The organism is Pseudomonas sp. RIT288, assembly GCF_000631985.1.
Lineage (GTDB): Bacteria > Pseudomonadota > Gammaproteobacteria > Pseudomonadales > Pseudomonadaceae > Aquipseudomonas.
Window position 1 is genome coordinate 1 of record NZ_JFYN01000043.1, and the last position, 19,981, is coordinate 19,981.

The following is a 19,981-nucleotide window of genomic DNA, read 5'->3' on the forward strand; positions in this document are numbered from 1 at the left end:
CGAGTCAGTACCCGAATTTCTTGACGACCATAGAGCGTTGGAACCACCTGATCCCATCCCGAACTCAGAAGTGAAACGATGCATCGCCGATGGTAGTGTGGGGTTTCCCCATGTGAGAGTAGGTCATCGTCAAGATTAAATTCCGAAACCCCAATTGCGAAAGCAGTTGGGGTTTTGTTTTGTCCGCAGGAAAGTAGTCTGCCTGCCAATACAGGCCCTAGCTACTTGTGTTTGCCTCGATCTGACGCGAAAGCCACGCCCGGCTGTAGGTCAGAACACGGCTAGCCATAGTGGTCGGGAAATGGATAAAACCATGGGCGGACGAGGGCAGTAGATGTACTTCAACCGGTGCTGATTGTTGCCAGCGCTCAGCCAGTTCCAGCGTGTCATCGCGCAGCGGATCCAGTTCACCGGTGAACATCAACGCCGGTGGCAATCCGCTCAAGTCACCGTACAGCGGAGACAGCTGCGCCTGCCGGCGTTCATCATCGCTCAATCCTGGAGTCAGCAGGCGCAGCGCCTCGGCCATTCCCGGGCCATCGAGCACCAGCGTTTCAGTAGGTGCTGAGTGCACGCTCGGGGTGCCCGCGAGATCGTAGACGCCGTAATAGAGCAGGGCGCCGCTGACCCGCTGCAGCAAATCGGCTGATTGCTTGAGCGACAACAGCGTGGCGACGGCCAAGTGCGCGCCCGCCGATTCGCCGACAACGATCACCGGCAGGCCGACGAACTCGGTGCAATCGTCGCTTAGCAGCCAGCGTGCGGCGCACAGACAATCCTGCATGAGATCCTCTATCGGCGTATTGACTGCCAATCGATAGTCGACCGATATCACCGCCACGTTGCATGCCTTGACCATGGCGATATTGAGGTCGTCGTTCATCTGCGCATTGCCGATCACCCAGCCGCCGCCGTGGTAATCCAGCACCACACCTTGAGCCTTTCCCTGCGGGCGGATGATTCGGACGGGCACTGAAGCACCCTGCGAATACACCACAATGTTTTGCGCATGCAGGTCATGTTTCAGCGGTTTGTCCGCGCTGGCAATCTGGCTGGCGCGCAGCAATGCCTGGATCAAGCGCGGCGTCAGCCGATTGCGGATGCGAAACCGCGGCAGCCAGGCGAGCTTGCGATTGAAACGTTGCATCTGCGCCAGATCACTTTCGCTGAACTCAAGTGTGTTATTGGCCAAATCTATCCTCCCGTGGCAGCAAACCTTGGTTCAATAGTTCTTATCCTCACGGCGGTGCGGCGAAGGGCGCTTCGTTGTTCGGGACATTCGCATCATTCCCCACACGCTGCAATGTTTCCGGCACCGCCAGCCACAACAGCACAAACGCCACCCCGGCAATCACCGCCAGGGTCAGAAATGCCGCGTTGTAACCGGCCTCCTGAAGCACAATACCCGCAACGCTGGCACTCAATGCTGCGCCCAGGCCAAACACTGTCGATAGGGCGCCTAGGCTGATATTGAAGTGGCCGGTGCCCAGCGTCAGGTCTTTGACCACCACCGGGAACAGTGCGCCGAAGATCCCCGCACCGACGCCGTCGAGCATCTGTACGGCAACCAGCCAGTAAGGGTCGGCGGATAAGGTGTAGAGCACACCGCGCAACGGCAGAATCAGGAAACCTGCGAGGAGTAGCGGCTTGCGTCCCCACACATCGGCCTTGGCTCCGACCAGCAACGCGATCGGCACCATGACCAGTTGCGCGGCGACGATGCAGGCCGAGGTCAGTGGCGTCGCCATCTGCAGATTGACTTGCGCCAGTTTCTGGCTCACCAGTGGCAGCATCGCCGCGTTGGCCAAGTGGAAGAGCGCACAACAAATGGCGAACATCAGCAGCGCCTTGTTGGTCAGCAGCACCGCCAATCCCGAAGGCGCCTTGGCGTGAGCGGCGTCGCTGGGGTCAAGTCCCCGCGCCAGATCATGGTTGATCGCGTTGGCATCGACGAAGCTCACGGCGATTACACTGCACAGCGCCATGACCGCCATCAGATAGAACACCGCCACCGGCCCGAACAGGTAAGCGAATCCACCGGCCAGCAGCGCCGCGCAGGCGTTGCCGGCATGGTTGAAGGTTTCGTTGCGTCCGGTGCGTCGAGTGAAGGCTCGCGGACCGGTGATGCCCAGGGTGATCGCCGAGATGGCCGGAGCGAATACCGACGCGGCTGCGGCGCTCAGCGCTTGGGTGATCGCCACCAGACTGAAGGACGTAACGAAGGGCAACACCACGCAACTGCCGGTCACCAGCAAAGCGGCAATTGCGATCACCGCTCGTTTACGGCGTGTGTTGTCGACCAAGGCCCCGGCGGGTGTCTGGGTGACAAGGGCGGCGATGCCAGCAAGGGTCATCACCAGCCCGATGCTGGCCGGCTCCCAGTGATGAACGGCCAGCAGGTAAATGGCCAGGTACGGCCCGAGTCCGTCGCGCACATCGGCGAGGAAGAAATTCAGGCTGTCCAGCGAGAGGTTGTTGCGACGATTGGTATGAGTGACCACGCTGGCATCTTCAATAAACGAGGTTCGGCGAAATGCCTCAACCTCCGCTAAGTCAGTGACTTGTGGCCTGCGGATTTAGTTTCCTGGCGGATGCCGACGGCACACACTTTTTCGCTCGGCGCTCGCCCCAGCAATGGCAACCCGACCAGGGTCAAACCGATGCCGAGCAGCGCGCTGGCACTTAGCGGATCGCCGAACTGCATCCACGCCCACAACAGTGTCACCGGTGGCGTCAGAAACAGCGCGCCACTGATGCGCTGCATGCTGAAACGCTGCAGACACAGCCAATAAAATCCGTAGCCGCCAAAAGTCGAGAAGATCACCAGCCACAGCACGCCACTGACGAAGTCTGCACTGATCGGCGGGCGCAATTCACCCTCAAGGCCTGCCAACAGCGCAAACACGGGAATCACCGCACACACCTGAATAAACAGCGCCGTGGTGGCCGGCATCGCAACGCCCGGCCGGGCTTTCTCAAACAAGGTCGCCGCCGTCAGCGACAATACCGCCAGTAACGGCAAGCAGTAGGCCCACAACCCCGCACTGGCCCACTCGACACTCGCAGCGCTGGCCAGCAGCATGCCGATCACGCACAGCGCCAGACCCAACCATTGCCAGCCACGTGTGCACTGCCCCGGAACGCTGCCGGCCAGCAGCACAATTGTCAGCGGCAACAAATTGGCAAACAGTGACGCAGTGCCCGGCGTGACGCCAAGTTGAATCGAGGCGGCAATCGGTCCGATGTAGCCGCCCATCGCGAACAGCCCAAGCAGTGCCTGACGCCACATGTCTTTACCGCGCAAACCACGCAAGCCAGCCCAGGCGAACGGCAGCAACAACAATGCCGCCAAAACAAAACGCCACAACGAGGCCAGGTACACGCTGCCTTGATCGGCGACGTAGCGATAGCCAATGAACCCGGAACTCCAGCTGATCACCATTGCAATCAGCAGTGAATAACGAACAGGCATAACGTTCATCGCATGGCACCTGACAGAGGAATGAGTTCGATGATATGAATCAAGCACTGATGCATTCAAACGATACGATCAGCACCACTGATGCAGGAATTCTCAAGCATGGCCGAAGCCCTTGATATCGAACTGTTGCGCACCTTTCAGGCAATCGTGCGCTTCGGGCAATTTCTCGCCGCCGCGAGTTTCCTCAACAAGAGCCCGTCAGCGGTCAGCCTGCATGTGCGGCGTCTGGAAGCGCTGGCGGGCGGGCGCTTGCTGGAGCGCGATAACCAGACGGTCAACCTCACGCCACTGGGTCGACGCTTCGCCCTGCAGAGCGCCGAATTGCTGCGTCACCACGATCAATTGCTGGCGAGCTTCAGCACGCCGCTGGCCAGCGGGCGGATCCGTCTGGGGGTTTCCGAGGAGTATGCCGGCGCAGTACTGGGCTGTACGTTGCCGCACTTGTCTGCAGATTTTCCGCACATCGAGCTGGAAGTCGAAACGGGTGCCAGCGGCCGTTTGAGTGCGCGTCTGGAGCGCGGGCAACTGGATCTGGCGTTGCTGGTGGTCGTCGCCAATGCGCCGCCATCGTCGCGTTGCGTAAGGATGTTGGGCCTGACCCAGCCAGTGTGGGTCGCCGCGCACAACTACACGCAGGATCTCACCCGGCCGGTACCGCTGGCCTTGCACGGCAAGGGTTGCCCCTATCGCAGCGTTGCCGTGGATGCATTGAGCGAGCAGGGTCGGCGGTGGCGCGCGGTGATTGTCAGCGCCGGTGCCAGCGCGCTGGAAACAGCCATCGAGGCCGGACTGGCGGTGGGCATTGTTGATCGTGCGCAAGTGCGCCCCGGCATGCGCGTGTTGAGCAGTGAGGAGGGATTACCCGAGTTGCCGCTGCACGAGTTGCGCCTGATGCAGGCACCGGGTGAATTGAGTGAGGCGGGGGAGGTTCTGGTGCGCTTGATCGGTGACGGCTTCGTGTTGTGACGTGTTGATCGACGGCAGCCCCGGCCAGGGCCGCCGTCAGTCATTACATCAGTTGATCCGCGGATGCTGTTGCACCAACTCCTTGCGTTTGGCTTCCAGTTCGGCGATTTCGGCGTCGATGTCTTCGATTTTCTGCTCGATGTTGTCGTGGTGTTCCTTGAGCAGTTCCTTGGCTTCTTCAATGTCCGACGCGGCCGGCGCAGCACCGCGCAGCGGCTTGTTGGCGGTCTCTTTCATGGTCACGCCAGTAATCAGACCGACCACGGCAATGACCATCAGGTAATAGGCCGGCATGTACAGGTTGTTGGTGCTTTCCACCAGCCAGGCCACGGCGGTCGGGGTCAGGCCGGCAATCAACACCGAGACGTTGAAAGCTGCGGCCAGTGCGCTGTAGCGGATGTGCGTGGGGAACATCGCCGGCAGGGTCGAAGCCATGACGCCGATGAAGAAATTCAGCAACACCGCGAGCATCAGCAAGCCGGAAAAGATCAGGCCGATCTTGCCGCTGTTGATCAGCATGAACGCCGGAATCGCCAGCAGGAACAGGCCGATACTGCCGACCACAATGAAAGGCTTGCGGCCGATCTTGTCGCTGATAAAACCGATCGCCGGCTGCACGAACAACATGCCGACCATGATTGCGATGATGATCAGTACGCCACGGTTTTCGCTGTAGTGCAGGTTGTGCGACAGGTAGCTTGGCATGTAGGTCAGCAGCATGTAGTAAGTGACATTGGTCACCGCCACCACGCCGATGCAGGTCATCAAGCTGCGCCAGTGTTTGGTCGCGACTTCCTTGAACGAGACCTTTGGCCCGCCCGCCAGACCTTCACGGTCGCCTTCTTCGAGTTTCTCGACATGTTGTTGAAACGCTGGCGTCTCTTCCAGCGCATGACGCAGGTAGAGGCCGATCATGCCCAGTGGCAGGGCGAGGAAGAACGGCAGGCGCCAGCCCCATTCGAGGAATTTCTCTTCGCCGATGATCGTCGAGATCAGCACCACCACTCCGGCGCCGAGGACGAAGCCGGCAATCGAGCCGAAGTCCAGCCAACTGCCGAGGAACCCGCGCTTGCGGTCGGGCGCGTATTCGGCGACGAAGATCGAGGCGCCGGTGTACTCACCGCCGACCGAGAAACCCTGGGCCATTTTCGCCAGCAACAACAGGATTGGCGCCCAGATGCCGATCGACTCATAGGACGGTATCAAGCCGATGGCGAAGGTGCTCAGCGACATGATCACGATAGTCGCGGCCAGCACTTTCTGTCGCCCGTATTTGTCGCCCAGCGCACCGAAGAACAGGCCGCCCAGGGGACGGATCAGGAACGGCACCGAGAAGGTCGCCAGCGCTGCAATCATCTGCACGCCAGGATCGGCGCCCGGGAAGAAGATCTTGCCCAGTGCATAGGCGACGAAGCCGTAAACCCCGAAGTCGAACCATTCCATGGCGTTGCCCAGTGCGGCGGCGGTGATCGCCTTGCGCATCTTGGCGTCGTCGACAATCGTGATGTCTTTCAATCCGATGGGATTGACCTTGTTTTTCCTTGATTTCATGCGGGTCACTCATAGCTGAACGGATTCGATGCCATTGTTTTGGTGGCATGGGTTCTTTCCGTCAGATACAAGAAGACACGAAAAAATTCACTGCTCAGGGCATTTTTGTCGTTTGCCCGTGCTGATGCTTGGCGCGAGCAGCGGCTCCCACCCAGCGGCGATTACGCAAAAGCACAAGACGTCAGGCTGAAAACCCGGATAATGGCCGCCAATTCGTTTCTGCTCTCTGGTAAACCCGCATGGAAATCAAGGTCAACTTTCTCGACAACCTTCGACTTGAAGCCAAGTTCGACGACTTCACGGTGATCGCCGATCAGCCCATTCGCTACAAGGGCGATGGCTCGGCACCGGGGCCGTTCGACTACTTCCTGGCGTCGTCGGCCTTGTGCGCGGCTTACTTCGTGAAGCTGTACTGCGAAACGCGCAATATCCCGACCGAGAATATTCGCCTGTCGCAGAACAACATCGTCGATCCGGAAAACCGCTACAACCAGATCTTCAAGATCCAGGTCGAATTGCCAGCGGACATTTCCGAGAAGGATCGTCTGGGCATCCTGCGTTCGATTGATCGCTGCACGGTGAAGAAGGTCGTGCAGACCGGCCCCGAGTTCGTGATCGAGGAAGTCGAGAACCTCGACGCCGATGCGCAAGCCCTGTTGATGCCGCATTCGACTTCTGAAGCGGGCACTTACATTGCCGGTAAAGATCTGCCGCTGGAGCAGACCATAGCCAATATGTCGGGGATTCTCGCCGATCTGGGGATGAAGATCGAAATCGCCTCGTGGCGCAACATCGTGCCTAACGTCTGGTCGCTGCACATCCGCGATGCGCACTCGCCGATGTGCTTCACTAACGGCAAGGGCGCGACCAAAGAGGGCGCACTGGCCTCGGCACTGGGCGAGTTCATCGAGCGCCTGAACTGCAACTTCTTCTATAACGATCAGTTCTGGGGCGAGGACATCGCCACCGCCGAATTCGTGCATTACCCGAACGAGCGCTGGTTCAAACCGGGTCCGAAAGACGAGCTGCCGTCAGAAATTCTCGACCAATACTGCCTGGACATTTACAACCGCGATGGCGAACTCAAAGGCTCGCATCTGTACGACACCAACTCCGGCAACACCCAGCGCGGCATCTGCTCGCTGCCGTTCGTGCGCCAGTCGGATGGCGAGGTGGTGTACTTCCCGTCCAACCTGATCGAAAACCTGTTCCTGAGCAACGGCATGAGCGCCGGCAACACCTTGGCTGAAGCCCAGGTGCAATGTCTGTCGGAGATCTTCGAGCGTGCGGTCAAACGCGAAATCCTCGAAGGCGAGATGGCCTTGCCCGATGTGCCGCAGGAAGTGCTGGAGAAGTACCCAAGCATTCTCGCCGGGATCAAGGGCCTGGAAGAGCAGGGCTTCCCGGTGCTGGTCAAGGACGCGTCGCTGAGCGGTGAATTCCCGGTGATGTGCGTGACCCTGATGAACCCGCGCACTGGCGGCGTGTTCGCCTCGTTCGGCGCGCACCCGAGCCTGGAAGTGGCGCTGGAGCGCAGCCTGACCGAGTTGTTGCAGGGCCGCAGTTTCGAAGGCCTGAACGACTTGCCGCAACCGACGTTCTCCGGCCAGGCAGTGACCGAACCGAACAACTTCGTCGAGCACTTCATCGACTCCAGCGGTGTGGTGTCGTGGCGCTTCTTCAGTGCCAAGTCTGACTTCGAATTCGTCGAGTGGGACTTCTCAGGTCAAGGCGAAAACTCCAACGCCGAAGAAGCCGCGACTCTGTTCGGCATCCTCGAAGCCATGGGCAAAGAAGCCTACATGGCGGTCTACGACGACCTCGGCGCCAACGCCTGCCGGATCCTGGTGCCGGATTACTCGGAAATCTACCCGGTGGACGACCTGATCTGGGACAACACCAACAAGGCCCTGCAATTTCGCGCAGACATCCTCAACCTGCACAGCCTGAGCAAGGTCGGCCTGCGCAACCTGGCCCAGGGCCTGGAAAACAGCGAGCTGGATGATTACACCGACATCACCACGCTGATCGGCATCGAGTTCGACGACAATACACCTTGGGGCAAGTTGACGATTCTGGAGCTGCGTCTGCTGATCTATCTTGCCCTGCAGAAGTTCGAACAGGCCAAGGATCTGGTCGAAGCCTTCCTGCAGTACAACGACAACACCGTCGAGCGCGGCTTGTTCTATCAGGCGGTGAACGTGTGCCTGGAAATGGAGCTGGACGAGGATCTGGAACTGTCTGACTACGAGGCCAACTTCCGCCGGATGTTCGGTGACGAGCGCATGGACGCGGCGATTGGTTCGGTCAATGGCAGCGTGCGCTTCTACGGTCTGACGCCGACCAGCATGAAGCTCGAAGGGCTGGACCGTCACCTGCGTCTGATCGACAGCTACAAGAAGCTGCACGCAGCAAGGGCGAATGCGGCGGGGTTGAATCGCTGACAGCAGACGGTCATTTTGTGCCGAGTTAACTCTGAGCTGAATGAGCCTGAATGAGTTGACTCTGTGGTGAGGGGATTTATCCCCGATGGCGCGCGAAGCGGGCCTGGCTTCTGCAACCAATCAAGAAGCGGCCTGCTGCGCAGTCCATCGGGGATAAATCCCCTCACCACAAGTGAGTATTGTGGGGGCATGGAGATTCAAGGATGGAAGAGAAGGTTGTGAGGTCGAAGCTGGTCAACTTTCTGGTGGCTGACGTCGAGGTGGATTACGAAGGTGTCGGCGATTTCTACGATGTTGCCGGCAGTGGCAACGTCGGTGCATTGGCCGGGGTGCTGGAAGGCTTCAAGGAGGTTTACGGCGGGCTGTGGGTCGGCGGCAAAATGACCCTCACGAATACTGCTGTGTACTTGAACGCCAACGCCATGAACCGCATGGTTCAGGACGGCACACTGGACATCAGAGTGCCGCTGGGGATGATCCGCAAGGTCACGCTTGAAGGGGGCTTCATCACCAAAATCGTCTGCCTGGATACCGATGCTGGCAGCATTCTGTTCCGTTGCTTTGGCGCGAAGGACATTGTTGCGTTGATCGAAAAGTCGATCCAGCCACGGGTTTCGACAGCAGTACTCAAGCGCGGTGTCTGATTGGATCGTCAGGCCGTTCGCCAATCTCACCTGCACCGAAAAACCAGTGGGAGCCAGCCGCTAATTCTGAGTCCACCGCGCACCCCCATGTGGGAGCGAGCCTGCTCGCGAAGAGGGCGTGTCAGTCGCCGTCGCTTTGGCTGACAGATCGCATTCGCGAGCAGGCTCGCACACATTGGATCTCTGGCCGCCGCCAATCCTGAGTCCACCCAATAACCCTGTGGGAGCTGGCTTGCCAGCGATGGGGCCGTGTCAGCCGCTATCATTATCGGCGTTGTCAGCGCTTGCACTGCGCCTGCACCACCTGGCAGGTGTTCGGTGTCCCTCCGGAGCGGCTCGCATAACGCATGCAGTTATTCATCGACTTCTTGCGCGCCATGCTCAAGGTGTCGCCCCAGGCCAGACCACCTTCGCCGGAAGTGGGCACGGCTTTGGCGTAGCAGTTCGAGCCGTTGGTGGCGTAGCGCTTGCTTGAGCACCCGGTGGTCAGCGCCAGAGTGGTGGCGAGCAGGCTGAGCAGCAGCCATGAGGTGCATTGGCGTACGTTTGTTGCGGTCATCACGGTTCCCCGGTGGTCAGGCGCATTGATTGCCTGTCTGTCAGGCGTTGGGCATTATCCAGCAATCGACATAAGGAAGCGTCCCCAATGCGTGCACCCACCCTGCATCTGATGTGCGGCAAGATCGCCTCGGGCAAATCGACACTGGCCAAATCACTGGCTGAGGAACACGGTGCGCTGCTGCTCAATGAGGATCAGTGGCTGTCGCGGCTGTATCCGGAGCAAATCAAATCCGTGGCAGATTACGTTCGATGTGCGCGGCAGATTCGCGGGGTGCTGGGGCCGTTGGTGGTTGATGTGCTGACCGCGGGGGTGGGTGTAGTGCTGGATTTTCCGGCCAATACCGTGGCGGATCGGCAGTGGCTGCGAGGACTGGCGGATACCGCGAAAGTGCCGCACTGCTTGCACTATCTCGAAGTGGATGACGACACCTGCCGTGTCCGGCTACATGCACGCAACGCGCTGGCGGAGCATGAGTTCGCGGCGTCGGATGCGGAGTTTGATTTGATCACGCGTTACTTTCAGGTGCCGGACGTGGGCGAGGGGCTGGAGATCGTCATGCACCGCAATCGCCAGCCGGGCCAGTTCCCACGATGATCTCGGCCTGTCGCCATTCCTGAAGCCACCGCACACCCTGTAGGAGTGAGCCTGCTCGCGATAGGGCCATGTCAGGCGGCCTGCGCGCTCTGCTGCACAAACCGCTCGATCAACCACCGCGCCGCCGGCCCCGGTGGCAGGTCGGTGCGGTAGATGACGTCGAACGGGTAGATGCCGCTCTGGTATTCCGGCAGGTTCAAGCGCACCAGGCGGCCGGACTGCAAATCCTCTTCGACCATCGGCAACGGCATGTTCCCCCAGCCAATCCCCTCGCGCAGCAGCATGTGTTTGGCACCCAGATCCGCCAGGCGCCAGGTGCGGTTGCTGAGGACGGCGAAGTCGCGATCCCTGGTCAGTTGCGAGCGGTCGGACAACACCAGTTGCGTCAGTTCACGTCCGGCCCCCGGCGTGTTCGCTTCACCCGTAGCCAACGGATGATGCGGTGCCGCCACCGGAATCAACTCGACACTGCCGGCACCGATTCGCTCGATCGCATCGATGCCTTCATTCATTGGCCCACTGACGCCAATGATCGCGCCACGATTGATCACTCGCTCCGTCACCGCCCCCAGCGCCTCCATGTGCAAGTGCAGGGCGACCGTGGGAAACGCCTCGCGAAACGACTTCAACGCATCCACCACTCGCTGCGGCGGTAGCATCACATCCAGCACCACATGCACCTCAGCTTCCAGCCCCTGCAACAGACCTTTGACCTTGGCGCGCAAGCCATGCACGCCGTTGGCGATGGTGCGGGCCTCGGCCAGCACCGTGCGGCCGGCCTCGGTGAGTTGCGGTTTACGCGTGGTCTGGCGATCAAACAGCGTCACCCCCAGCTGCAATTCCAGGTTGGCCATCGAATAGCTGATCACCGACGTCGCGCGGTGCAGCTTCCTCGCGGCGGCGGCGAAGCTGCCCAGTTCCACCACCGCCAAAAAGACCCGCAGTTGATCCAGCGTCGGCGTGCCCGGGTCAGAAATCATGGCTGTTTCCTCATCATATTCAGCGTAGCGCTATCGTCGCCGAGGTCTATCAGCTTGTCTATTTTCTAGAACGTAATGATCGAAATTAGTCGGCTATTCAGATTAGCTGGCGGAGCGCACCATTTCCTCACTTGGACGATTCATCTCGGATCGCCGCACCTTTGAAGGAAATACCGCCATGACCACTACTGCAAGCATTGCTCCAGCCACCACTGAACAAACCCGCAACGATGTCACCCAGGCTTCGGCTTCATTGGCCGGCCGCGTCCTGCTCAGCGCAATCTTCATCCTCTCCGGTTTCTCCAAACTGGCGGCCCCGGCGATGATGATCGGCTACATCAGCTCGGTCGGTCTGCCGCTGCCGCAAGTGGCGCTGGCGCTGGCAATCATCGTCGAAATCGGTGGCGGCCTGGCGCTGATCGCCGGCTACCGCACCCGCACCGTCGCCGCTGTGCTGGCCGTTTTCAGCGTGGTCACTGCGCTGGCGTTCCACAACGCATTGGGCGATCAGAATCAGTTCATCCACTTCTTCAAGAACATCGCCATGGCCGGCGGCCTGTTGCAAGTGGTCGCGTTTGGCGCCGGTCGGTTCAGCCTTGACGCTCGTCGTCACTGATCACGCACTCTCCACTCCAATCGATCGAGGTCTCTCATGAAAGCCATCCGCGTGTACGAATACGGCAATCCCGAAGTGCTGCAACTGGAAGAAGTCGCCGACCCTGTGGCCGGCGCCGGTGAAGTGTTGATCGAAGTCGCCGGGGCAGGGGTCAACCCGATCGACTGGAAGGTGTTGTCCGGCGCGATGAAAGCGTTCATTCCGCTGCCACTGCCGTTCACCCCGGGCGTTGAAGTGTCCGGCAAGGTGATTGCCACTGGCCCCAGTGTGAACGAATTCAAGCTCGGCGATGAAGTGTTCGGCTTTATCAACATCGTCGGTGGTTACGCCAGCAAAGCCGTGGCCCCGGTGGCTAAACTGGCACTCAAACCACAATCCCTCAACGCCCTGGAGGCTGGCGCCGTTCCGGCCACCGCGCTCACCGCGTGGCAAGCGTTGACCGAGCACGCTGGCGTGCAGCGTCGGCAGAAAGTGCTGATCCACGCAGCCGCCGGTAGCGTAGGCAGCATGGCGGTGCAGATCGCCAAGTACCTGGGCGCCGAAGTCATCGCGACCGCCTCGGCCGGCAATCATGCGTACCTCAAGCAACTCGGTGCTGATCAAGTGATCGACTACACCGCCCTGGCGTTTGAAGAACGGGCATCCGAGGTCGACGTGGTGCTCGATCTGGTCGGCGGCGACACCCAGAACCGTTCGTTCCGCGTGTTGAAACGCGGCGGGCTGCTGGTCTCGCCGGTCAGCGCGCCGAGCATGACCTTGGCCAACGACTACGGCGTGACCCCGATCAACTTCGCCACCCGCTCCGACGGTGCACAATTGGCGCTGATCGCCGAACTGTTTGAGCGTGGTCACCTCAGCGTCGACGTCGAAGTGTTCGCGCTGAGCGAGGCGCAACGTGCGCTTGAGAAAAGCCTGAGCCGCCGAGGCCATGGCAGGTTGGTCCTCGATCCCACCAAGTAACCGCCGAACCCCTGTAGGCGCTGCCGCAGGCTGCGATCTTTTGATCTTCAAAGGCAAAAGATCGCAGCCAGCGGCAGCGCCTACAGGGTTTTTTGTTAACCCACGGACAAAAAGCGCAGCCCACAGCCCAATTGCGCAGCCATTTCCTTGCGCAGTCGTTCTGTCATATTCGGTATCAGTTGATTGCAGATAGTAGCCAGCCCAACGCTAATTCCAATGAGGCTGCACTGTGTTTCAACGTCTTGTGTGTTCGCTGTCCATTCTGAGCCTGTCCATCGCCGCCGCTCACGCTGCCGAGCCTGTCGCGCTCGACACGCCACGGCTGCAAAGCATCGACAATTTCCGTGATGTCGCCGGCCTCACCACCGCGTATTCCACGGCCCACGACGGCACCATGCGTGGCGGCGTTTTTTACCGCTCCAACGCGATCACGCCGTCGGCAGCAGATCTGGCGATCCTCAACAGCCTCGACATCAAAGCCGTCTACGACCTGCGCACACCGAGCGAAATCGCCGGTACGCCGGACACGATGCTGACCGGCGCGACCTACCAGAACATCGACATCATCGGCAGCACTACCTCGGGCGCGAGCATCACCACCGTGTCGTTCAAAAGCGCCGCCGACGCCATCGCCATGATGGAGCAGACCAACCGCGCCTTCGTCAGCGAGGCGGGGATGCGCGGTCAGTTCGGCAAGCTGTTCAACGAACTGGCCAGCACCGACGGCGCGCAACTGTTCCACTGCACCGCCGGCAAGGACCGCACGGGCTGGACCGCTGCTGTGTTGCAGAGCATCGCCGGGGTCGACAATGCGACCATCATGGCCAACTACCTGGCGACCAACGACTACACCGCCGCCCGCGTCGCCGCGACTCTCAAAGCAATGCCGCCAAGCATGGCCTCGGTCTACGCGCCGCTGCTCGGTGTGCAGGCCAGCTATCTGCAGGCTGGTCTCGATGAGGTCACCGCCGAATACGGCAGCATGGACAACTACCTCAAACAAGGCCTGGGCCTGTCGCAGGAAACCATTTACGTGCTGCGCGGCAAACTGGTCGAGTACAACAGCCTGCCGGGGCAGGCCGGATTGATCGGCAATGCCGCCGCCGGTGCCGAATTGCTCCGCGAATTGCAGAACAGCAACCTGTCCGGCACCTACAGCGCCTACAACTACTACCTGCAATCGGCGATCGATGCCGGCACCCTCGGCGGTGTCGAGTCCCAGGTCGGCGGCCAGGTTCACGCGGATGCCGCCAGCTACCTGCTGCGGCAGAACGCGTTGATCGAACAGGCCGCTGCGCCTTATGCCAGCGGCTCCGATCTGAAAGTCGGGCAATACCGTTTGTGGACCACCGCGCTCGCCGGTTACCTCGGCACTGACGGCTCGTCCCACGCAGAGGGCAGCAACGAACACAGTCAGGGCCTGATGCTCGGCATCACCCAGCGCTTCTCCGAGCAACTCAGCGCACGCGGCGGTTTCGGCTACAGCAAAGGCACTGTCGGCGGCGCGGGAGGCGAGGCCGATACGGATTTCACCTTCTTCAACCTCGGTGCGCGCTACGGCTTCACCAGCCTGGAACGCGGGCTGTTCGTCGACGCCAGCGCGAGCGCCGGCTACGTCGATTACGACAGCAAACGCGACCTCGGTGGCGGCCTCGGCACGGCCAAGGGCGACACTCACGGCAATCTCGCCGGCGCGACGCTGGCGCTGGGTTACCGCGCCCCGGTCAACGGCATGATCCTCGAACCCAGCCTCGGCTTGCGCGTCAGCCACCTTGACCTCAAAGGCTTCAAAGAGAAGGGCAGCGAACTGTCACTCGACGTCGACGACAACACCGCCACCCGCCGCAGCGCCGTCGCCAACCTCAACGTGGCGTTCGCCCCGGTGGCAATGGGCGCGTGGCAACTGGTGCCTGGCGTACAAGTCGGCTACGAACGCACCCTGGGCAACAACGACGTCAACAGCCAAAGCCACCTGCTGGGCCTCGACATCGAACAACGCGCCGCCTACGACAACCGCGACCAGTTCAGCGGCGGCGTCAACCTGATGGCCAGGCTCGGCGCCGTCAGCGTCGGCGCAGAAGTCGGTGCCAGCGGCGGCGGTGACAACCACGGTTTCAGCGGCAGCCTCAAGGCCAGTTACGCGTTCTAAAGCAGGGACAACCGCGCAAGGTCAAGGATGACCACCAATCACCAGCAAAAACCGGTGGAAGCAGGGAATTGGCAACCCTGATTCACCGCCTGACCCTGTGGGAGCGAGCCTGCTCGCGAAGGCGTCATGTCAGCCAACGTCACCCTCAACTGACCCAGCCGCATCCCCGCCGATAAACCAATCAACCCCGCCCCCTCAACTGCGCCGGACTCACCCCATACGCCTGCTGAAAATACTGACAAAACCGCCCGACATTACTGAACCCAAAGCGCAGCGCCACCTCCGTTACTGACGCAGAATGCCGCTGCCCCAGCGCTTCGAAAGCCCGCGCCAGCCGCACCTGACGCTGATACGCCACAATCGACATCCCGACAAACCGCCGAAAGCCCTCCTGCAATGCGCGCTGACTGACATTGCTCAACCGCGCCAACTCAACCCCGCTCAGCAGTTGCTCCGGATGCGCCTGAATAAACTCCACCGCCAACTTCACATGCCGCGGCGCCACCCTCGGCGCCGGCTGGTGCAACGCCTCGGTAAAATTGTGCGGCCACGCCTCCAGCACCGCATCAATCAACATCTCGCGTAACCGCGACGGCATCAGCGTGCCGCTGTTGAGCAACAAATCAAACTCCGTCCCCGTCGCCAGATCAATCAACGCCTTGATCCCCTGAAACGCCGCCGTGTGCAGATCCACCACCGGCTCAAACACAATCTTCTGCACAATCGGTCGTCCCAACAACGCCGCCAACCGCTCCGTCAGTTGCCGCCGATTCACCGAAATCCCGTGTTGCGCGTGATTGTCGAGAAACCGCATCGAGCGGATATCCGCCTTATCAATCGCCAACCCTACCTGGGCCACACCGACGGACTCGGTACGGTGGTTGAACACAATCTTGCCCGCCGTGGGAATCACGAATGTGATCTCGTCCTGCGGGTCGGGGAAGGTCACGGTGAAATCGCCGTGGTAATGCATGCGCCGGAAACTGACGCCGTCGTGCCTGCCGTAGACGCCGCCGATGATGATGTTGGAGGGGATCGGCGGGGTGTCGGCGTAGCGATTGCCGAAGAGCCGGGAGAAGAGGGCGCCGAAGTCTTCGCAGTGGAGGTTTTCTGAGCGGAGGATGATTTTTTGGCGGGGGCTTGGGGACACCTTGAGGGCACCTTTTGTTGGGGCTCTTGGATAAGGGGTTGCTAGTCGCGGGGAGGTTAGCAGCTTGGGGTGACAGGTCTGTGACGGGAATTGCGTCGCTGGAGGGGCCGCCATGCTGATGCTGCTTCGCTCGCAACTTGGCCGTGGGCTAAAAGTCTATTCAGGGCGCTCATGGAATTCAGCAAAAATATCCGCCATGAAATCCATGAACACGATGGCTCGCCGAGGCAGCAGCCGATTCGCCAGGTATACGATTTGGATCGGCACCGGTGGCGCCACGTATTCGTTAAGCAGCAATTGAAGATTGCCACTCTTCAGCCCGTCCTCATAAAGCCATTGCGGCCCTTGCGCGATGCCCAATCCGGCATTGACGTACTCACGAATCGCCTCAGGCGAGTTGACACGCAGTCGTCCGGAAATCGGGACATCAGTATCCTTGAACCGCCAGTTGGTTCCAGTGGACAGGAGGGTATAAATGAGGCAGTCGTGTTCCTTCAGGTCATCAGGCGAAGAGGGAGTGCCTCGTTTCTCCAGGTACGCACGGCTGGCAACGCACACACGCTCGAACCACGCGAGTGGCCGGGCTCGCATTGCACTGTCTTCCAGGTGACCGATACGAATCGCCAGTTCTACCCCCTCGTCGACCAAATTGACGTAGCGATCATTGATTTGAAGATCGAGCGACAGTTCGGGGTAGCGCCCTAGAAAACTCGCGACGTGCGGTACGATGAAGGTGTGAGCCAATGCAGTCGGGCAAGCGACGCGCAGTAAACCGGACGGCGCTACGTTTCCTCTCAGTGAGGACTCTGACTGTTCCACTGAGTCCAGGATACGCCGCGCATCTGCGTAATACCGTTCACCCTCGGGTGTGAGCATCAGCTTTCGTGTGGATCGATGAAGCAGCCTGGTTTGCAAATGGTCTTCAAGCGCAGCGACGTAACGACTGACGCTCGGTTGCCCTAGTCCCAGATCACGTCCCGCAGCAGAAAAACTGCCTGTCTCGACAGCGCGCACAAAACAGCTCATCAGTAACAACCGGTCCATCACGCCCCTATTCATGCGGCTTTCGCATGAGATCTATTCTATTTCCCCATCTTATCAGCACGCTGGCATGAATACATAGTTGCTCTCAGAGGGTCAGTCGCCCGTTTGGCGGCCCAAAAAGAGAGGAAATTCATATGTCCCGTTTACAAGGCAAGCGCACCCTGATCACTGGCGGTACAAGCGGCATCGGTCTGGAGACCGCGAAGCAATTTCTCGCCGAAGGCGCACGTGTGATCGTCACCGGTGTCAATCCTGAGTCCATGGCAATTGCTCAAGCGATTTTAGGTAGCGAAGTCCTGGTGCTGCGCGCCGACTCAGCCAGCGTCGCGGCCCAGAAGGAACTGGCGCAGGCCGTTCAGTCTCATTACGGGCAGCTCGACGTTGCCTTCCTCAATGCTGGCGTATCCGTCTGGAGGCCAATCGAAGACTGGAACGAGGAGATGTTTGATCGCTCCTTCGACATCAATGTCAAAGGCCCTTACTTCCTTCTGCAAGCACTGCTGCCGACTTTCTCCAATCCTGCGTCGGTGGTTCTTAACACCTCGATCAGTGCACATCTGGGCGCCGCGAACTCATCCGTTTACGCCGCAACCAAGGCTGCCTTCCTGAATATGTCGAAAACGCTCTCTGGCGAGCTGCTACCGCGTGGTGTTCGAGTCAATGCGGTCAGCCCTGGTCCTATCGACACGCCGCTGTACGACAAGGCAGGTATACCCGATGCCTACCGCGAGCAGGTCAACAAGGAGATTGTTGCGACTATCCCATTTGGCCGTTTTGGCACGCCTGAAGAAGTAGCCAAGGCGGTGCTGTACCTCGCGTCGGACGAGTCTCGCTGGACGGTGGGAACGGAAATTATTGTTGATGGTGGTCGCGCGCTTTAACGAAATAGGCACGCCTTCGAGTCTGTACATCCCGCTTCCTGTCCGGAAGCGGGAGTTGTCGAAATAACAGTGGGTATTCAAATGTCGCAATCACAGCTCACGCTCGTTAGCCACGAGCTTTGTCCGTTTGTTCAGCGAGTGGCAGTCATTACTGAATTCAAGCCGAGAGAAACTCCAGGCTGTCGAGGTCGATTTCGGCATGGATCCCGAGTTCGCCCTTGTAGAGGGATCCGTTGAATTGACTCGTGTCAGGTAGCTTTTCGAGCCGTTCGTGTTGATGTCCATTAGGCAATACCCTCCGTGGTACCAGGCTAGCTAGCGGCCGCAGAGGCCTTACGAGTTACTGCATCGGCACAACATTATCCAACGCCTGATTCACCGCCAGTTCCCCCAGCATCACCACCTGCGCAATGCCCAGCAGCGTCTTGCGAATCGGCCCCTCAACCAGCGCCGCGACATCCCCCAACATCACCGTCGCCGAACCTGGCGATTCACTCGCGTTCGCCAGCAATTCCTCGGTGGCGATTTTGGGGTTGGCGAGGAACATGGCGTGGGGTGTGTAGGGCGTGGCCATGATCTGGCTGCCGGGGTTCAGGTAGTGCAGGCTGGCAGTGAGCAGGCCCGTGGGCGATTGGCCCTTTGAATGTTCGCAGTTGCGCGTAGTGCGCGTCGCAGTGGACGGGGTTGTAGTCGCGGGACAGTTGCGCGAAGTGCTGGATGTCGTCGGGTGTGAAACGGCGGACGACGCTGAAGCGGTCGCCCACCTTGAGGCCTTCGGCGGCGCGTTGTCTCGGGGTTTGCATGGGGGCCTCGCTGCTTATGCGCGGGATGTGTTCAGGGCATTCGAGCAGGGTGCTTCGCCGGATGATTTTCCGCGTGAGGATCATGAGCGGTCGTGGGAGGAGCGTTTTCCGGTGGAGCGTCTGAATTCGCTGGGGCGTGCGGGGCTTGGGCTGGAGTGAGGGGATCGCATCTTCGCTCGGCGAAGGCCGGGCGAAGATGCACTGCGCCATCGCGATCAGTAATCCCAGATTGCCGGAATCCAGCGGAACGCTTCGCCGTTGACGGACACACGGCCCACCGAAGGGAAGGGCAGGTGCGTGGCGACAAACAGTTCGCCGCTGGCGGCGGCTTCCTGCAGCAGCCGTACGCGCACGCGCACCGCTTCTTCGGGGTCGTGCTCGAAGCCGTTGTGCCAGTCCGGGTGGTCGAAGGCTACCGGGAACAGGGCGTCGCCGGCAAAGGTAAGGCGTTCTGCGCCGGACGTCACGCGGACCACGCAATGGCCCGGGGTGTGGCCGCCGGTGAGTCTGGCGACCACGCCGGGAGCCACTTCGTGCTGGTCTTCGAAGATACACAGCTTGCTTTGGTACTGGTCGATGAAGGCGTTGGCGGTGGAGCGCAAGACGTCCGGTACCGGCGCGGGCATGTCGGTATAGGTGAAGTCCGGCGAGGTCCAGAAGTCGACTTCGGTGGCGGTGACGTGGATACGCACGTCGTCGCGCAGACGGGTTTTCACCGCATCGACGAGCAGGCCGCCGATGTGGTCCATGTGCATGTGGGTGATCACGATATCGGTGACATCCGCGAGGTCGATCCCGGCCGCCGCGAGGCGTTTGGGAAACTGCCCGGCGCGCGGGAAGCCGGGGAACTGGCCGCCGAGGCCGGCATCGACAAGGATGACCTGCTCGCCGCTGCGCACCACCAGCACGTTGAGCGCCCAGTCGAACGCGTCGGGGCCCAGGTACATCTCTTTGAACCACGCAGCGCGGTCGGCGGGATCGGCGTTGGTCGACATGGTCTGGGTCGGCAGCGGCAGCACGCCATCGCTGATGACCATGACGTCGATGTCACCAAGGCGCAGTGCATAGCGCGACGGCACCAGTTCTTCGGTCGGGGTTTGCAGGGTTGCGCTGTTGGCGGTGAAGGAATCCAGAGGCATGGTCATGGTGTTCTCCT

General features: G+C 60.4%; 17 protein-coding genes, 1 rRNA gene and 2 pseudogenes. 9 read left to right on the plus strand and 11 right to left on the minus strand.

Translation table 11 applies throughout. The features are described 5' to 3' along the window. Positions 1–19: 19 nt before the first annotated feature. Positions 20–135, plus strand: a 5S ribosomal RNA gene (gene rrf / locus BW33_RS25380). A gap of 82 nt (positions 136–217) precedes the next feature. On the opposite strand, the gene BW33_RS25385 is transcribed toward rrf, so the two are convergent. The 3 genes from BW33_RS25385 to BW33_RS25395 all read right to left on the minus strand — a co-directional run bounded on the left by BW33_RS25385 (position 218) and on the right by BW33_RS25395 (position 3,481). Further along, positions 218–1,147 carry an alpha/beta hydrolase gene (locus BW33_RS25385; RefSeq protein WP_052032769.1) on the minus strand — a complete coding sequence of 310 codons (930 nt, stop codon included), beginning with the start codon at positions 1,145–1,147 and terminating at the stop codon, positions 218–220. A gap of 91 nt (positions 1,148–1,238) precedes the next feature. Then, positions 1,239–2,501 (minus strand): MFS transporter, encoded by a 1,263-nt coding sequence (locus tag BW33_RS25390; protein ID WP_047602057.1) that lies wholly within the window; start codon positions 2,499–2,501, stop codon positions 1,239–1,241. A 47-nt stretch (positions 2,502–2,548) separates the two neighbouring features. Further along, positions 2,549–3,481: a DMT family transporter gene (locus BW33_RS25395; protein WP_236645242.1), complete on the minus strand. Its 933-nt coding sequence runs from the start codon at positions 3,479–3,481 to the stop codon at positions 2,549–2,551. Between the two features lie 99 nt (positions 3,482–3,580). Between BW33_RS25395 and BW33_RS25400 the strand changes: the two genes are divergently transcribed. Continuing rightward, complete coding sequence (locus BW33_RS25400) at positions 3,581–4,447, plus strand: LysR substrate-binding domain-containing protein (protein WP_047602058.1); 867 nt, start codon at positions 3,581–3,583, stop codon at positions 4,445–4,447. Between the two features lie 48 nt (positions 4,448–4,495). Here the strand turns inward: BW33_RS25400 and proP are convergent, their stop codons facing one another. Beyond that, on the minus strand, positions 4,496–5,998 hold the full coding sequence (proP, locus tag BW33_RS25405; RefSeq protein WP_047602059.1) for a glycine betaine/L-proline transporter ProP: 1,503 nt from the start codon (positions 5,996–5,998) through the stop codon (positions 4,496–4,498). Positions 5,999–6,237: 239 nt separating this feature from the next. Here proP and BW33_RS25410 point away from each other — a divergent pair, with 239 nt between their 5' ends. Both BW33_RS25410 and BW33_RS25415 read left to right on the plus strand, forming a co-directional pair. Beyond that, positions 6,238–8,442: an OsmC domain/YcaO domain-containing protein gene (locus BW33_RS25410; protein WP_047602061.1), complete on the plus strand. Its 2,205-nt coding sequence runs from the start codon at positions 6,238–6,240 to the stop codon at positions 8,440–8,442. Between the two features lie 203 nt (positions 8,443–8,645). Continuing rightward, positions 8,646–9,086, plus strand: coding sequence for a hypothetical protein (locus BW33_RS25415; RefSeq protein WP_047602063.1), 441 nt, complete (start codon positions 8,646–8,648; stop codon positions 9,084–9,086). A 277-nt stretch (positions 9,087–9,363) separates the two neighbouring features. On the opposite strand, the gene BW33_RS25420 is transcribed toward BW33_RS25415, so the two are convergent. Beyond that, entirely contained in the window at positions 9,364–9,645 is a 282-nt protein-coding gene (locus BW33_RS25420) for a hypothetical protein (RefSeq protein WP_047602064.1), read from the minus strand. 87 nt (positions 9,646–9,732) lie between these two features. Here BW33_RS25420 and BW33_RS25425 point away from each other — a divergent pair, with 87 nt between their 5' ends. Further along, positions 9,733–10,242 carry an AAA family ATPase gene (locus BW33_RS25425; RefSeq protein WP_047602066.1) on the plus strand — a complete coding sequence of 170 codons (510 nt, stop codon included), beginning with the start codon at positions 9,733–9,735 and terminating at the stop codon, positions 10,240–10,242. A gap of 71 nt (positions 10,243–10,313) precedes the next feature. Here the strand turns inward: BW33_RS25425 and BW33_RS25430 are convergent, their stop codons facing one another. After that, complete coding sequence (locus BW33_RS25430; protein WP_047602068.1) at positions 10,314–11,222, minus strand: LysR family transcriptional regulator; 909 nt, start codon at positions 11,220–11,222, stop codon at positions 10,314–10,316. 178 nt (positions 11,223–11,400) lie between these two features. On the opposite strand from BW33_RS25430, the gene BW33_RS25435 reads away from it, so the two are divergent. The 3 genes from BW33_RS25435 to BW33_RS25445 all read left to right on the plus strand — a co-directional run bounded on the left by BW33_RS25435 (position 11,401) and on the right by BW33_RS25445 (position 14,947). After that, positions 11,401–11,838 carry a DoxX family protein gene (locus BW33_RS25435; RefSeq protein ID WP_047602069.1) on the plus strand — a complete coding sequence of 146 codons (438 nt, stop codon included), beginning with the start codon at positions 11,401–11,403 and terminating at the stop codon, positions 11,836–11,838. A gap of 36 nt (positions 11,839–11,874) precedes the next feature. After that, a complete protein-coding gene (locus tag BW33_RS25440; protein ID WP_047602070.1) occupies positions 11,875–12,798 on the plus strand; it encodes an NADP-dependent oxidoreductase in 924 nt (307 codons plus the stop codon). Between the two features lie 229 nt (positions 12,799–13,027). Then, on the plus strand, positions 13,028–14,947 hold the full coding sequence (locus BW33_RS25445; RefSeq protein WP_047602071.1) for a tyrosine-protein phosphatase: 1,920 nt from the start codon (positions 13,028–13,030) through the stop codon (positions 14,945–14,947). Between the two features lie 181 nt (positions 14,948–15,128). On the opposite strand, the gene BW33_RS25450 is transcribed toward BW33_RS25445, so the two are convergent. Then, positions 15,129–16,097: an AraC family transcriptional regulator gene (locus BW33_RS25450; RefSeq protein WP_047602072.1), complete on the minus strand. Its 969-nt coding sequence runs from the start codon at positions 16,095–16,097 to the stop codon at positions 15,129–15,131. Positions 16,098–16,253: 156 nt separating this feature from the next. Further along, positions 16,254–17,141: a LysR family transcriptional regulator gene (locus tag BW33_RS25455; protein WP_047602073.1), complete on the minus strand. Its 888-nt coding sequence runs from the start codon at positions 17,139–17,141 to the stop codon at positions 16,254–16,256. A 134-nt stretch (positions 17,142–17,275) separates the two neighbouring features. Between BW33_RS25455 and BW33_RS25460 the strand changes: the two genes are divergently transcribed. Further along, positions 17,276–18,022: an SDR family oxidoreductase gene (locus BW33_RS25460; RefSeq protein ID WP_047602074.1), complete on the plus strand. Its 747-nt coding sequence runs from the start codon at positions 17,276–17,278 to the stop codon at positions 18,020–18,022. Between the two features lie 340 nt (positions 18,023–18,362). Here BW33_RS25460 and BW33_RS25465 read toward each other — a convergent pair. From BW33_RS25465 to BW33_RS25475, 3 genes and pseudogenes are all read right to left on the minus strand, one after another. Beyond that, positions 18,363–18,623: pseudogene (locus tag BW33_RS25465) on the minus strand (DUF6124 family protein); the annotation flags it as partial. Continuing rightward, positions 18,624–18,825, minus strand: a pseudogene (locus tag BW33_RS29745) (MaoC/PaaZ C-terminal domain-containing protein); the annotation flags it as partial. Positions 18,826–19,040: 215 nt separating this feature from the next. Continuing rightward, on the minus strand, positions 19,041–19,970 hold the full coding sequence (locus tag BW33_RS25475; protein ID WP_047602076.1) for an MBL fold metallo-hydrolase: 930 nt from the start codon (positions 19,968–19,970) through the stop codon (positions 19,041–19,043). Positions 19,971–19,981: the final 11 nt, after the last annotated feature.

What these genes read in the sequence shown, in the direction of transcription:
- BW33_RS25430 (WP_047602068.1), bottom strand. Translation starts at nt 11,222, where the DNA reads ATGATTTCTGACCCGGGCACGCCGACGCTGGATCAACTGCGGGTCTTT.
- BW33_RS25400 (WP_047602058.1), top strand. Translation starts at nt 3,581, where the DNA reads ATGGCCGAAGCCCTTGATATCGAACTGTTGCGCACCTTTCAGGCAATC.
- BW33_RS25385 (WP_052032769.1), bottom strand. Translation starts at nt 1,147, where the DNA reads ATGCAACGTTTCAATCGCAAGCTCGCCTGGCTGCCGCGGTTTCGCATC.
- BW33_RS25415 (WP_047602063.1), top strand. Translation starts at nt 8,646, where the DNA reads ATGGAAGAGAAGGTTGTGAGGTCGAAGCTGGTCAACTTTCTGGTGGCT.
- BW33_RS25420 (WP_047602064.1), bottom strand. Translation starts at nt 9,645, where the DNA reads ATGACCGCAACAAACGTACGCCAATGCACCTCATGGCTGCTGCTCAGC.
- BW33_RS25440 (WP_047602070.1), top strand. Translation starts at nt 11,875, where the DNA reads ATGAAAGCCATCCGCGTGTACGAATACGGCAATCCCGAAGTGCTGCAA.
- BW33_RS25425 (WP_047602066.1), top strand. Translation starts at nt 9,733, where the DNA reads ATGCGTGCACCCACCCTGCATCTGATGTGCGGCAAGATCGCCTCGGGC.
- proP (WP_047602059.1), bottom strand. Translation starts at nt 5,998, where the DNA reads ATGAAATCAAGGAAAAACAAGGTCAATCCCATCGGATTGAAAGACATC.
- BW33_RS25395 (WP_236645242.1), bottom strand. Translation starts at nt 3,481, where the DNA reads ATGAACGTTATGCCTGTTCGTTATTCACTGCTGATTGCAATGGTGATC.
- BW33_RS25435 (WP_047602069.1), top strand. Translation starts at nt 11,401, where the DNA reads ATGACCACTACTGCAAGCATTGCTCCAGCCACCACTGAACAAACCCGC.
- BW33_RS25455 (WP_047602073.1), bottom strand. Translation starts at nt 17,141, where the DNA reads ATGGACCGGTTGTTACTGATGAGCTGTTTTGTGCGCGCTGTCGAGACA.
- BW33_RS25460 (WP_047602074.1), top strand. Translation starts at nt 17,276, where the DNA reads ATGTCCCGTTTACAAGGCAAGCGCACCCTGATCACTGGCGGTACAAGC.
- BW33_RS25475 (WP_047602076.1), bottom strand. Translation starts at nt 19,970, where the DNA reads ATGACCATGCCTCTGGATTCCTTCACCGCCAACAGCGCAACCCTGCAA.
- BW33_RS25410 (WP_047602061.1), top strand. Translation starts at nt 6,238, where the DNA reads ATGGAAATCAAGGTCAACTTTCTCGACAACCTTCGACTTGAAGCCAAG.